The 13,780-nt window shown below is 54.6% G+C and carries 12 protein-coding genes; 6 read left to right on the plus strand and 6 right to left on the minus strand.

Annotation, left to right across the window (positions count from 1 at the left end):
- Positions 1-63 precede the first annotated feature (63 nt).
- From HNR03_RS20340 to HNR03_RS20365, 6 genes are all read right to left on the minus strand, one after another.
- Positions 64-1,737 (minus strand): protein kinase family protein, encoded by a 1,674-nt coding sequence (locus HNR03_RS20340; protein WP_259155447.1) that lies wholly within the window; start codon positions 1,735-1,737, stop codon positions 64-66.
- A 3-nt stretch (positions 1,738-1,740) separates the two neighbouring features.
- On the minus strand, positions 1,741-2,478 hold the full coding sequence (locus HNR03_RS20345; protein WP_073523534.1) for a hypothetical protein: 738 nt from the start codon (positions 2,476-2,478) through the stop codon (positions 1,741-1,743).
- 2 nt (positions 2,479-2,480) lie between these two features.
- Positions 2,481-3,314: a vWA domain-containing protein gene (locus tag HNR03_RS20350; protein ID WP_259155449.1), complete on the minus strand. Its 834-nt coding sequence runs from the start codon at positions 3,312-3,314 to the stop codon at positions 2,481-2,483.
- Positions 3,315-3,479: 165 nt separating this feature from the next.
- The gene (locus HNR03_RS20355) at positions 3,480-6,005 is read right to left on the minus strand and encodes a hypothetical protein (protein WP_259155450.1); all 2,526 of its coding nucleotides are present in this window, start codon (positions 6,003-6,005) and stop codon (positions 3,480-3,482) included.
- Positions 6,002-8,665 carry a hypothetical protein gene (locus HNR03_RS20360; protein ID WP_259155451.1) on the minus strand — a complete coding sequence of 888 codons (2,664 nt, stop codon included), beginning with the start codon at positions 8,663-8,665 and terminating at the stop codon, positions 6,002-6,004. The genes HNR03_RS20355 and HNR03_RS20360 overlap by 4 nt, the downstream gene beginning before the upstream one ends.
- A 152-nt stretch (positions 8,666-8,817) precedes the next feature.
- A complete protein-coding gene (locus HNR03_RS20365; protein WP_259155452.1) occupies positions 8,818-9,315 on the minus strand; it encodes a nuclease-related domain-containing protein in 498 nt (165 codons plus the stop codon).
- Positions 9,316-9,567: 252 nt separating this feature from the next.
- On the opposite strand from HNR03_RS20365, the gene HNR03_RS20370 reads away from it, so the two are divergent.
- From HNR03_RS20370 to HNR03_RS20395, 6 genes are all read left to right on the plus strand, one after another.
- Positions 9,568-9,897, plus strand: a complete 330-nt coding sequence (locus HNR03_RS20370) for a hypothetical protein (protein WP_203327709.1) — start codon at positions 9,568-9,570, stop codon at positions 9,895-9,897.
- 77 nt (positions 9,898-9,974) lie between these two features.
- Positions 9,975-10,943: a DUF932 domain-containing protein gene (locus HNR03_RS20375; RefSeq protein WP_086798806.1), complete on the plus strand. Its 969-nt coding sequence runs from the start codon at positions 9,975-9,977 to the stop codon at positions 10,941-10,943.
- An 81-nt stretch (positions 10,944-11,024) separates the two neighbouring features.
- Positions 11,025-12,029, plus strand: a complete 1,005-nt coding sequence (locus HNR03_RS20380) for a YqaJ viral recombinase family protein (RefSeq protein WP_259155455.1) — start codon at positions 11,025-11,027, stop codon at positions 12,027-12,029.
- Positions 12,030-12,106: 77 nt separating this feature from the next.
- Positions 12,107-13,018, plus strand: a complete 912-nt coding sequence (locus tag HNR03_RS20385; protein ID WP_259155456.1) for a hydrolase or metal-binding protein — start codon at positions 12,107-12,109, stop codon at positions 13,016-13,018.
- Between the two features lie 42 nt (positions 13,019-13,060).
- Positions 13,061-13,558, plus strand: coding sequence for a DNA repair protein RadC (gene radC, locus HNR03_RS20390; protein WP_259155458.1), 498 nt, complete (start codon positions 13,061-13,063; stop codon positions 13,556-13,558).
- Positions 13,559-13,568: 10 nt separating this feature from the next.
- Positions 13,569-13,751, plus strand: a complete 183-nt coding sequence (locus HNR03_RS20395; RefSeq protein WP_086798813.1) for a hypothetical protein — start codon at positions 13,569-13,571, stop codon at positions 13,749-13,751.
- Positions 13,752-13,780: the final 29 nt, after the last annotated feature.

A 13,780-nucleotide genomic window follows, 5' to 3' on the forward strand; every position in this document is an offset into this window, starting at 1 on the left:
CGGTAGCGGTCGGCAGAAAATGGCAATAAGCATTCGCTAGCCAAGTTAAGCTGAAGGTTGGGTCTATTTTACGCAGGCTCGTAATAAGCCAAGCCCCATAATTATAATGAACAACCAGCCAACCCAATCTATTCCTGAAGATCGTTTTGGAGTACTTACTGGCCTCGGCGCAGGAGAGCTTTGCCATTGAGTAGACGCTTGAGGAGCGCTTGTCGTCTGACGAGCAGCCTGAGACGCCTGAGCTTGCATCTTTTCAAGTAGTTGCTGGTTCGAGCTTTTCGGGGGGGGCACATTCGGAGGCGCGGTCTGAATAGGAGTAACTGAAGCAACCCGCCCCTTCCCCATACTCGAAAGTACGTCAGCGTTTCGACTCGGGGTGGAATTGACCACGGGCGAAAGGCCAAAGCTACGAAGTCGGAATTGCGCTTCCTGCTCCGGCAACTGTTGTATCTGACCAGATGCTGTAATCGTTAGTGAAAGGTGTGTGTAACTAACCGCTTTGGCCTGTCCTTTGTAAGGAGGATCAACCAACCCTGTTACTGACAGCCAGCGTCCCACCCAGGATTTATCGGGTACATTCGATCCGATTGCTTTCATCCCGTCAGACCAAATGGCTAGCTTGACAGCTTGCCCACGCCAGTCAGAAAAGTTCACAAAAACATACGGTTTTTTATTAGCTCCCCACCCAGTTCGAACAGAGTGAATCTGTCCAATAAGTTCGATGCGGCTGCCTACCTGGGCAAGCACCTGAGCATATTTTGTTGCGTCACAGACTAGGTAAGCACCTTGATATCCAACCGCGGATGGAGTGGCCTTTTGCTGGAATGTAATCGCCCCGCCGACGACTCCTTTGTCCTGAAGAAAATCCGCAAGCGTCGGAACGTTTTGAAATTCTCCTACGACCACTCTAGCGAGATTTTTAGCGTGACTTGCCACGCTAGGAAGCTTTAGAACCTCACCAAAAATGATTGAAGAGCCAGGATCAAGAAAGTCATTTCGCCGAAACACTACAGCGCTAGGTTCTGAACGAGATACACCCCACAGCGAAGGGGAAACTGCAAGGGCCTGAAGGGCAACATCCAACGTGAGGAACGAGAAGCGGTCGAGCTTCTGATTGAAATCTTTAGCCGTTCGCTTTGGATGCTGAAAGTTGACTTGCCCCAATTCGGTAGCAGTAGCCCCCTGAAACCCTTCTACGAACATTCCGTCGTAGTCAATTAGCTGCACGGTGCCGCCGTCTGCGCTAACCATGACGTTTTCGGGCTGGATGTCACCATGAGCGATCTGGTTCTGCTCAAGAAACCCAGCCAGCTTGGCGAGAGCTTGTCGTAAACGTTGGAGTGCTTGAGTGTTTTGATGCTCGCCTTCTAGGAACTCAGCCAGAGTACGCCCTTGCGCCCATGCCATCTTGACTATGGGATACGTCGATCCTTGTATGCGAATTCCATTCGGGATGAAATCGAAGGGCAAAAAATAAGGACTGGCCAATTGCTTGATTCGCGCGGAGATCGCTTTATAGCGCTGCTCCAGCTCTCTTGACTCCTTGTGGAAACAACGAAGTGCAAACCTCTTGCCCGCTAAATCCACGATATAAGTCAACGCAAATCCGCCGCACAAAGCCAAGGGCAGACCCAATCCGGAGGTTTTCAATCGGCCATGTTTCAACTCAGCGTCTTGCAGTACTAACTGCGGGGACTGCAAGGCCTCGTTGTATTGTTCTAAGGTTGGGTATGCCATGGTTTACGTCAAACTGTTGAGAGTAACGATAATCAAGGTGGTGTCATCTCTGCGCATTGCACCGGAGGCTCGCTCTTCCTCTACCAGCTCAAGAAAAGCCTGTTGATCCCTGATTCCACTAAGCCGCTCAAAGGCATCCGAATAGCCCTGCTCTTGACGATGCAGTAGCCAAGCTCCCAGCGCATCGGTCATGCAAAGAAGCAAACATGCTTCCTGCTGGTCGTAACTCCACTCCCTTTGACTCCAAGGCCCTTGGTCGCCGATAGCCACTTCTGCATTCAGTGCACTGCGAGTAGCTAAGAGAGTTGGCTTCTCAGTGAACTGATCAGCACATACATAAGGGACGGTTTCAATTTCACCATTTTCATTGCACCAAGCGACAAGGCTATCGCCTAAGGTCGTCACTGTTACCGTTTTGCGATCATGATCATTCTGTGCAATCACCAACGTGGCGAAGCTGCCACGCTCGTAAGCAGCTGCTTTAGACCAAGATAAAGTTTGAGGATCGTGAAGCAGCCCATATGCCTGAATACACAAACCAAGCTGTTCGTCCGACGGATCAGAGCCTAGAAACTGATCCACCACCAAGTTCGCCCAGCTACTCGCATCGAAGGACTCCGAGGCGCCATCTGATAGCACCACACGCCCCCTATCCTGAGCAATACGGTAAGCGTCCTCGTTATCATCTGGCGCATCGAGGTGCTTGGCTACCGTCCCGTCAAAGAGGATTCGGAATGTCATGGTCAGCGCAACTGAGCTGCCCGAGTACCGATATCGAAGAAGTCGACAATTTCGGCGATATCACCGTTAAAAACGAAACCCCGAGATTCCATGGTTGCGTTAATACCCTTCTCTTCTGCAACTTTATGAAGATGAATAGGCAGGGGGCTGGACATACGGAACAACAATTTTGCGTAGTTATCGCTCAAGCCCGCGTCAGAGGAAGGAAATTTAACCGGATCTCCCCCACTAGTACTCACGTGCAGGTTGAACAACAGAACGTTTCCATCGCTGGTGCTGATTTGTTGGAGTTGCTGAGCGAGCCCCTCGGGATCCCCATCAGTCGATTCACCATCCGTAACATGCAAAACGGTTGGAGGGTAGCTGTCCGGATGGGCATCACACCATGCAACCAACTGCTCCGCTGCGGTTGTGATTGCATTGCACATAGGGGTGCCGCCTCCGGCTTTGGGCTCGAACCACACCGGAAACTTGATGGACTGGTCTACCAAACCGCCTGCTCCGTCATCAACCCGTTTGACCCGGTCTTCAACGCGCAAAGGATGAGCTTCAATCTGAGAAATCGGGTTCAAAATCGTCCCCGAAAGCGCCCCCGACAAGCCGTTCTCAGCAATAGCACCGGAGTAGCCCAAGACACCAACCTCGAAATAATCACGAGTACCTTCGGACTTTGTGCAGCGGGTAATCAACGTGGCAAAAGTACGATTTAGAACATCCGCCACGAACTGAGCTTTCGACTTCCCATTTGTCATGGTGTCTTGCATTGACCCGGACTGGTCAACCAGGAACAGGAATGCAGTAGGACTGGTACGGCTAATCTCGGCGCTATAGCTCATGTAACCCTCATTGGTAATCTACTCTCCAGAATTCGATCATATAGCATTTTGAAATCATCCTGGAATCACGAAATTTCTGAGACTTGGATTCCAAGAGCGACTAATGAATCTTCAGAGCACAATCTGTCGCTGGTAGATTGGTGTCTGAAGCGACGATTCGCCCGCTCACGACAGCAAGGGATGGTGGAAGCGATAAATTCTGCCACGTTCGTTTAATACGCTCAGGCGATGTAACGACTCAGAATCGCTGAGACCGGCTCGCCGAAGTGTGGCGTACATTAGATAGAACTCGGTTTCGAGATCGCTCGCGAAGATCCCTGGATCGTCGGAACCGAGGCACACCTTAATGTCCGGATCTCCATCCTCAACGTGGCCGGGCACCCGCATCCAGCGTAGCGAGTGATGCTCGCCGATATGGTGGTATTGACTGATCCGGACGTTACTAGATGGCAGTGTCTCAATGAGGACTCCCCGATCGGCAATCTGTTGCATTAGCGCTTGCTGCAGTCGGAGGTAACCTTGGGCATCCATGAAGTCAGCCTCTTTCTCGGTCAGTTCGCCTGCACGTTTGTGAACCCCTGCGTCGTTCAACCACTCCCAGAGCAGTCCCACTGCCTGAGGCTGATTCTGGCACGCTGACCTAACCCGCAAAGTTTCCTCGCGCCAGAGGTCGCTCAGCGGTTCGTGCGGCGAGTTTTCGTCACCGGTTAGCTGGCGCATCAAGTCAAGGCGACTCAAACCTCGAAGCGCCATCGCGCGTTCGATGTCGAACGCTACCAGTGAACGCCCGAAAATTTGGTGAGCAACCAACTCCAGTTCGCGATGAAGGCGGTGGACGCAGGCTTGCATCTCTGGCACATCCCGCAGCAACTGCCAAGCGGCAAGCACACTCAGCAACCACTCACCTCGAGGCAGGGTGATTTTGCCTGGCATACGATCAAGCCACAGGCTTGGGCGGATCCCCATGGCTGTTCCATGTCCGATACGGTCGCCGTTGCGCAGATCCAGTAGTTCCAGTGCCTCCCACATGGTGGCTATACCCGACAGAAGGTGCCGGAAGTCTTCACCCGCGTGGTAGGTGCGCCTATCCAAACCGGCTCGACGGCAGACACGGAAGGCAGGGGCGAAAACGTCCGGGGGCGCGTGTAGCTCATTTGCGGCGGCATCGATGCCCCGTACCCACGTCCTTAGTCGAGGCCAGCGGGCGAGAACTGAGAGCAACACATTAGTAGTTCGACGTAGCTGCATGTCGAGTGGGTAGTGCCTATATGGGCCGGCCTTGCCCTTTTCATTAGGCGACCAGTCTAGCTTGATAAAATGTGCGACCAGTGCCAGCCGATGAACGCTTCGATGAGGGAAAGTCGGTCGCTCAAAATAGCGGTCTAGCTCGCTCAACAAGGCAGAGAGAGAACGGGGTGGTTTGATGGACAATCTGCCAGCAGCAGTAGCATCGTTTAGATAATTGAGGTAGCCGCCCAGGATTGCCTGGAACAATCGGCAAGCTTTTAGCGGGTCGACTTTGGGGGCGAAGCGTCCCTCCAGATATCCGACAGTGCTACGTGCTAATCGAGGTCCGTGCATGGCGTGAAAGCGCGCTCGAAACTCCCGTTCCGACGGCTCACGAAGCCCGGTCAGAGTGAACTTCTGAAACTGGTCGAACCCATACTGCGCTTCACTCTGAACGAGCAATCGATAGTATTGATTCAGCAGCAGCAAGTATGTATGAAACATCCGAGAAAGTTGGACGCTCGGATGTTGCCGAAGTCTGGCAACGAGCGCTGCCATCCACGTGAACTCTTCTTCAACATCGGGTTCGTCACGCCACGACGGAGTAGGCACGCTTAACCCTTCAGACCACTCGTCGTTCCCAGCGCTATACAAACTTTGACACGACGATGGCAGTAGTGCGTTCGGCGCGAGCTGGCCATTTGTAGAGCCGATGAGCCAAGAACGAAGCCGGCCTGCAGTCTGCAGGTGCTGGTGAAAGACCTGCGGAGTCAGTTCGGGATTCGTCTGTCCAACTAGCTCGCGAATACGGCCTCCGCTCTTCTCGCGGGTCCAGGCGTTCACGAAATCCCGAGTTTCCGCGCGTGAGTCGCGGATCGCACGCAGCCAGCAGATCTCAGCATGCGTACTGCCATTCAGATGTAGGTGTGATTCGTGCAAACCTTCCCGCTCAACATAGTCGGCGACCGGAGCCTCCTCTGGTCGAAGCAAGGGCACAACTTGGCGTCTCCACGGGGCTATCTCTCGATTGAATGAGTCGAGCCGCAAACGAAACGAACGGTCCGGGTTGCACTCCCCCGCGCGGAGAATTACGTCAGCTGCAGCTTGGATTGGGAGCGAAGAAAGCCTACTGGCAACGCCTTGCTGCCAGGAGCCGAATAGATCGCGATGGACACGCAACTCGCCATGCCGCAGGTTCAGGAACTCATCGACCAGGGCCTGGAGCGCATTGATTAGGACGCCATTTTCAGGCTGCCGCCCTGCCAGGAAGCGCCATGCCGAATCGAACACATGATCCGGAAAGCGTGCAGCCCAAGGCTGGTACGCGAGATAGGCGGGCTCCCGTAACTTAGACCATTCCAACTGCTGGGTGAAGGGCGTCTCCCAAGAGAGACGCAGGACCCGGTAGTCCGACAGCAGTAGCGTCGAGAGGAGTGAGCCGATGGAGGCGGCTTGGGCACTCATTCGTGGGTGGCCTCACCAGCACCACGAGATGCAGTTTGTCGGGACCGTGACTCGCCCGTTACGGAAACTTTCTGCATGAGCTCCTTAAGCTCTTTCGGGCACAACAAACCCTTGATCGCCGCTTCATTCATGTCATCAGGAAACAACGGTTTCAACGCTTGGGCATAATCCAGTTCAGTGTCCAGAAGTCCCAGAAGCAATGGGCATGTCGCCATGATTGCCGTAAATGGGAAATCATCTCTTTGAGGTTTCGCTGAGTTGAGCTTGTCGACAAACCAGCTAGCCGAGGTTCGAGGGTTGTTCCTGTCGATCCTCGAAATAGTCTTCGACGCATCTGACGTGTCAAGCAGGTGGTGTTCAGCCTCCTCGACCAAGAATGCGTTAATGACGCAGAGTGAAAAAATCTCCATCGCCGTGTCGAATTTAGCGCTGGGTTTCAGATCCTCGGCCGCGTTCTGCAGACTGAAGAAGAGTCGTGTCCAGACCTTGCCTAGAAAAATGCCTGAAGGCATGGTCTTCTTAAACAAATCGCGCACGCTTTCGAGCCAAGTATTAATGCTCATCCACAGGGCTTCTTGTTTAGCCCACTCATTAGACTCAGCCAGTGCGCGTTGCTTATCTTCGTCGTCCTCATCTTCCGGTGTCGCGTCGCCTTGGCGCGACCAACTGGGACCAGAAACGGTTAGAGACGGATAAGCCCGCTCATAGACCGTCCGGGCTTCCAGATCACCCTGATTATCTGCGGAAAGCAATTTCTCGATGAGGCCGATTAGCGTAAAGATGGACCCATAGGTACGCGGATTAGTAGCGCTCACTACGTTGACCATGCTTAGCGCAAACACGGGCAGATGCGGAATCGCTGTATTATCAACAGCACGTTGGATCACGGCCCGAGCGATTAGCTCGCCCTTTCTCCCTCTCGTACCTCGACGCAGCCCCACAATACCGGGCAAAACGACACGTGGCTTGTAGTTCACGCTGTAGGGCATTGCGATGACTGCTGTCGCGCGCCGAGCCCAGTCTAGGCTGTCTTCTCTGCGGCCGATACCCATGTAAGACTTGAATTGGTGCACGCGACCCAATGAAGACGTTGAGTCCTTATCGCTGAGATGAGAGTTGGCAAGGTTGTAGAGCGACACACTGCCGGGCCCACGCAAAAGATACCGAAGAGCCGTTCCCGGCTTGCCGGCGCAGAAATTTGGTACCTCCGCTGCCAGTGCAGCAAAACAAGCCTTGATGTCCTGTTCCGCCGACATTGGCCGGAGATATGGAGCAGTATCAATGTCTCCGTCCTCCAGTGAGAGGTCGAAAACGGCCAGCGTTAAAGCTGGCAACTCTTTTGCGGCAATCGCGTCGGTATCGACGGAGAACTTATAGAGGCTTGTCAGCGCTAGGGCCTGTAAGGAGCGGCTGAGTTCACTGGTCAAATCAAATGACCAAACCCCTGACTTCAAGTCGGCAGAAGACGATATCTCCAGATGCGGTGCGCAACTGGATAGCACCTGTAAAACTGATCGCAGAGGTTGCTTGAGCAGAAATTCGGTATATGTGGACACGTCAGAGCTGGCTTTAACACGTAGACCACGCTGCACTATTGCTTGGACTACATCCTCTACCGATATCTCGTTCTGGCCCCAAGCAGGATAGGTAGCGTGGCAATTATCAAGAAGCTTGATATTCCACAATGGTTTCAACTGCATGCGCCGCCGTATCGGGAAGAGTTTGAGCAAGTACTGCTCTTCCATATGATCAATCATGCGTAGATATTGGCCCGAGCGGTCTCCTTGCTTTGAACTGCGCTGAAGGTCTAGAGCTGCCTCGGGTCTGCCTGCGACCGTTGTTGCGAAGTGTTGACGCACGAGGAGCGAATAGAGCTCCATGTCCCCCGTCACCAGCACCATTAAACGGGGGGTATCTAAGTATTTTCGGATGCACTCCAGCAGGTTAATTGCATGCGTGGAGTCTGTGTCAGCATCGTCGAACCCAAGCATCAGCCCTTGCACACCGAGAATGCGACACGCAGTCTCGAATAGATGGTGCAACTTTGTTCTCAAGCTAGTGCTGTCGCTTGTGCGCTCCAGGCCCCAGTCGAGGAAAAGCTCCGGATCCAGATCGTTGAGCGGGTGGTATTCCTTTGCGAATAAGCTGAGGCCGCCGGCGACTCCCTTGAACGCTCGGCGCCATTCGTCCCGAAGCTGTTCATTATGCATTTGTCGCAGTTCCTTGAGGGCCTCCTCGACCCGCTTGTTGAGGTGCTGCAGGATGACGAGCAGGATGATCTCGCTATGCTCGATGCGACTTGGATCTATCAGAGCGATGAATGCCATCTGACTTTTCAGGTCAACATCCGCCTTCATGGCAGCCTTTACTGAACTCAAGAAAGTTGACTTGCCTGCGCCTCGGGAACCATCAAGGAACTGCGTCCAACCACTGCCGTATGGGTAGTCCTGCTTGAGTGACTCTGCAGGCCTCAAGGTGGCGAGGTGTTCATTCACTTGATCCCGGAGAAGTTCGTAGTGCCGGCGCTGGACAAGCTCGTTGGCCGAGAGCGCCTTTGCGCTGTCTCCTTGATCCAGATGAATAAGCACATCAAAGCTTCTCGTTGCGGGCGTAGGCTGGTTCAAGCTGGTATCTCCCTTGGTTTGCATCGTAAACATCATCAGAAGCGCCTTGCCGGGTGAGCGCACTACTCGATGGTTCACACTACGAAATTTTGCGATTGTTCTGCCTCGGCCATTAGTTTTCAGCCCAAGCTGTACATGTCTGTCAGACCATACTCGAAAGTTGGTTAAAAGCTGGGCATCACTCTGCACTAGGGAAACTCTGAACAGCCCCAGAACTGCTGCACCACCTTCAAACCAGTTTTCATGTTCCGGGTCTCCAGGACGCAGCCCAGCTTCGGGCGTTTCCGACCGGCTGTTGGATTGCTAGGGCGTTTCACGCGGTGAGTAGCGAGGGGTAGAGTGCGCCAGCGGGCTTGCAGTGCATGCATGAGGGCGTCGACTTCGGCCACGTGGAATACCATCGGCTGAAATGATTTGATGTAGCAGGCAAAGCCAATGCCCTCGGTACCGTAATGCGAGAGGAATACATGGTCGATCTGCGTGATGCCATCCTGTGTGCTCAGGGTTACGTTGTGCAGATGGCGGTAGGTCTGCGTATCCAACTGCCAATGAGCGAACAGAAGCACCGGAAGTTCGTCGGCCTCCCCCTTGGCCCAAGGCGACTTGAGTGCTCCGTTCTGCAGCATTAACGGAGTAAACCTGCCCAGCGCACCCCAGTGCTTGGCGATGATGGGGGTGAAGTCCATTTCCTACCTTCAGCAGTCCTGAGTGAATCCGGATATTACCGAAAGTATTGGTAAATTGACGAAATTAATGCGCGTCTAACTTGGGCCTTTGCCGGTAATGCGCGCATCGCCCCTGGTTTCGGAGATAGATTTGAACGGTTGCCTTTAGCCGATTACTGCACATTGTCGTCACAGACCCCGATTACGATTCGACTCAAAAAAATTTCAGTCCTACATCATCGCCATGACATCCATCCCATGGAGCTCAGAACCATGTCATTGCAATGTCCTCTGTGTAACTCCCCCAAAATCGCATCCTTACAAACAGCCATGAAGATTGGCGCAGCTGTTGGAACCGTCGGCGGAGCAGCTCGTGGTGCGAGCGCTGCTCTGGCAGCAGGCCAGATGGGGGCTGCTGTCGGCGCTATTGCCGGCCCGCTTGGCATCACCCTCGGTACAGTCTCTGGTGCCATCCTCGGCGGGCTCGTTGGAGGTGCCAGCGGCTGCACTCTCGGTGCTCAGTTCGGCGAAAAACTCGATCGCCATGTGTTCGCCAACAACCTCTGCCTCGCCTGCAATCATCGCTTCAACCTACCAGCCTAATCCTCTTACAACATTCTTCGGCCAGTGCTGCGCGAGCGCAGCATTTATGCCGGCACGCACCCAAAGGAATCACTCCCATGGCTCATCTCGTCGAACAAATGGCATACGTTGGCGCTACCCCTTGGCATGGTTTGGGTAACCGCCTGACGCAAAAGCAACCACTCGAAGTATGGCAACGCGAAGCTGGCATGAACTGGCAGATTCAGGAAAGCCCTGTTCACTTCAAGGCCGACACTGTCGGCAACCTAGGCACGATCCACTCCTTTCCGGAACAGAAAGTACTCTATCGCTCGGACACCAAGGCACCTCTGTCGGTGGTCTCCAACCGCTATCAAGTTGTACAGCCCCGTGAGGTGCTGGAGTTCTACCGGGATTTGACTGAGGTCTCTGGCTACGAGTTGGAAACAGCTGGAATACTCAAAGGTGGCCGCAAGTTCTGGGCTCTGGCCAGGACGGGGCAGACAACCGCGCTGAAGGGTAACGATCAGGTGAATGGCTATCTGCTGCTAGCCACCTCCTGTGACGGTACGCTGGCCACCAGCGCGACCCCGACCACCGTGCGTGTAGTTTGCAACAACACCCTGACCATCTCCCTGAACGGCGCTACGCGCGCAATCAAGGTGCCGCACAACACGCGCTTTGATCCACAGGTGGTGAAAAAGCAACTCGGCATCGCCGTCTCCCAGTGGGATGAGTTTATGTACCGCATGCGCGCACTGGCGGAGCGCAAGGTGCAGTGGCATGAGGCGATGGGCTTCTTCATGAATGTGCTGTGTGATGTGCCCTCCAATAGCAAGCTGCCCGAAGTTCTGCCGAACGAGCGCGCACTGCGTAAGGTGCAAAGCCTGTACGAAGGCGCAGGTCGCGGCGCCACGCTGGAATCGGCCCAAGGAACTGCGTGGGGCTTACTCAATGCAGTGACCGAGTACATTGATCACGAACGTCGCGCCCGAAGTACTGAATACCGCATGGACTCCGCGTGGTTTGGGGCCGGTGCCAGCCTCAAAGACCGCGCACTGAACGCCGCGCTGCAACTCGTCGCTTAGCCCCACTCACCCACTTAACTATTTAAACGCCTGGTCAGCTCCTGCTGGTCGGGCGTTTTTTATGCCAGATAGGAAAACACCATGGAAACGCAAACGCTGCAACAATCCTGCAGTAGACCCCGCCCCGCCTTGCGCCTGGTGGGGACCAAACAACTTCCCCGAGAAGACTGGCTGGCTGTGCGTAAACAAGGCATCGGCAGTTCGGATGCTGCCGCTGCTGTAGGTCTTAATCCTTACAAATCCCAGTTGGAGCTGTGGATGGAGAAAACTGGCCGTGACACCTCACTGCCCAAGCTCGATCCACATGACGAGGAAAGCCCTGCTTACTGGGGCAACATCCTTGAGCCGATTGTCGCGACTCACTACTCCAAGCGTAGTGGTCACCGTGTCCGACGTATCAATGCAGTGCTGCAGCATCCTGATCCTAAACTACCCTGGATGTTGGCCAACATTGACCGCGAGGTCATCGGCGCCGAAGACGTACAGATCCTTGAGTGCAAAACAGCCGGCATAAACGGCGCACGCCTCTGGAAAGAGGGCGTGCCGGAGTATGTGCAATTACAAGTGATGCACCAGCTCGCCGTGACTGGTAAGCAGGCGGCCGATGTCGCGGTGCTGCTCGGTGGGCAGCACCTGGAGATCCATCGCATCGAACGGGACGAGTCGATGATTGCTAGGCTGGTCGACCTTGAGCGACTGTTCTGGGATTACGTGATCAGTGATACCCCGCCACCGGCCGATGGTACGGACTCAGCGGAAGCCGCGTTGCGCTGTCTCTACCCCGAGGACAACGGCCAGACGCTGGATTTCAGCCAGCACACCGAGCTGGCCGCTACCTATCTGAAGCTCAAGGCTGTTCGCCAGAGCATTGCCCAGCAGGAGACGCGTGAGGCGCAGCTCAAACAGACCCTACTGCAGGCCATGGGCGATGCCTCCCGTGCGGAGTTTGCCGAGGGCTACATTAGCTGGAAGAAGTCCAAGGACACCACCGGGCTGGATGTCGAACGCATGCTCAAGGACAAACCCTACCTGCAGGTCCGCTATCCCAAAATCAAAACAGGCAGTCGTCGCTTTTTGATCAGCTGAGCCATTCCTCACACCCAAGCCACCTGGACCGTTTACGTCCTGGTGGCTTTTTTATTTCCAGATCAAGGATAACCGCCATGCTCAAAGGTTTAGCGATCACCCCTCCTATACTCGGGCGTATTTCCATCGGCAAGGTCGTCGAGAAAAACGGCATGCGGCTGCCCGAGAAAGACGATCAGTTCACCATTACCTCACAGGTACAAAGCCGCGACGGCTGGCTGCTGCACCCGCTCAATGAGGAACTGCGTAATGGCCAGGATGGCAAACTGCGCAGCATTCCGATCCGTTTGCTGTTCAACGAGCCGGACCTCAACTTTCGGGCTGACTACAGCCTGTTCGACCGCACCACTGGCCGACCTTTGTGTGTTGGCAATGGCGAGACCTGCAAACGCCAGTGCGAGGACGGCATCAAGACTCTGCCCTGCCCTTCACCCGATGGCTGTTTACTGGCCAAAGGTAATACCTGCAAGCCTTACGGACGACTGAACGTGGTGATCGGCGACGATGATCCGCTGGGCAGCTTTGTCTTCCGTACCACGGGCTACAACAGCATCCGCACCCTGGCAGCGCGTCTTCATTACCTGCAAGCCATCTCAGGCAGTCGCCTGGCCTGTCTGCCGCTGGAATTGCGCCTGCGCGGCAAATCCACTCGCCAGAGCCACGGCACACCGATTTTCTACGTGGATATCACGGTACGCAGTGGTCTGAGCATGGAAGACGCGTTAATGGAAGCCAAGCAGCTGGATGAGAACCGGCAAGCCGCTGGCTTTAACCAAACAGCCTTGGATCAGGCGGCTCGTCAGGGCTTTAACAACGGCGCGTTTGAAGACAGCGAGGAAGAGACCGGCGTCATCGTCGAGGAGCTTTTTCCCGCCACTGAGACCGTGCACACCCACGCAAAACTCCAACCGACAACACCTGCAAAAACATCACTGGCCCAAAAGCTGGAATCGCAAACCAGCCGACACGCTAGGCCCAGCGTCCAGTAAACGCGCGCCTCAATCCCCCCGCATTCGCACAGGAAGACCGTCATGAAATATCACAAACTAAGGGAGGGAGAGACATCCGGGACTTATGTCATGGAGTCTCCCGTCACCGAAGCTGACATCCTACAGATGGCGCAACAGCTGGCGATGAGTCGTTTGTCGAAAGGCAGGGTACTGACTGATCCGAAGCAGGTATTCAGCCATCTCCAAACACTACTGCAGTACCACGAGCATGAAGTCTTCGCGTTGCTATTGCTCGATACTAAACACAGGGTAATCAGCTTTCGGGAGCTATTTAGAGGCACGCTGGACGGTGCTAGCGTTTACCCGCGGGAAGTGGTCAAGATCGCTCTAGAGCACAATGCCGCTGCCGTGATTTTGGTGCACAACCACCCATCCGGCGATCCAGAGCCCAGTCAGGCTGACCGCTCGCTGACGAACACGCTCAGAGAGGCGCTGAATCTGATTGGGGTAAGAACGCTGGACCACATCATCGTTGGCAGTGACGGCTGTAAATCGCTGGCAGAACAGGGCTACCTGTGAGGAGGTAGGCATGAAGCAACTGGTACGAATCTTCGCAGCCCTGTTCATCTTCGTCGGCATTCTTGCCGGCTGCATGACAGCAATACTCTTGTTGATTCTCATGGTGCGGTTTCCGCCGCTTCTGATTGCAGCAGTACTGACTTGCCTGATTTTCAGTCGACTACGGAGCACTGCAAATAACACATCTGAATAATTGTAAGTTCAACCAACGTCCGTCGCTGG

Origin of the sequence: Pseudomonas sp. JAI111 (assembly GCF_024809425.1) — a bacterium.
Lineage (GTDB): Bacteria > Pseudomonadota > Gammaproteobacteria > Pseudomonadales > Pseudomonadaceae > Aquipseudomonas.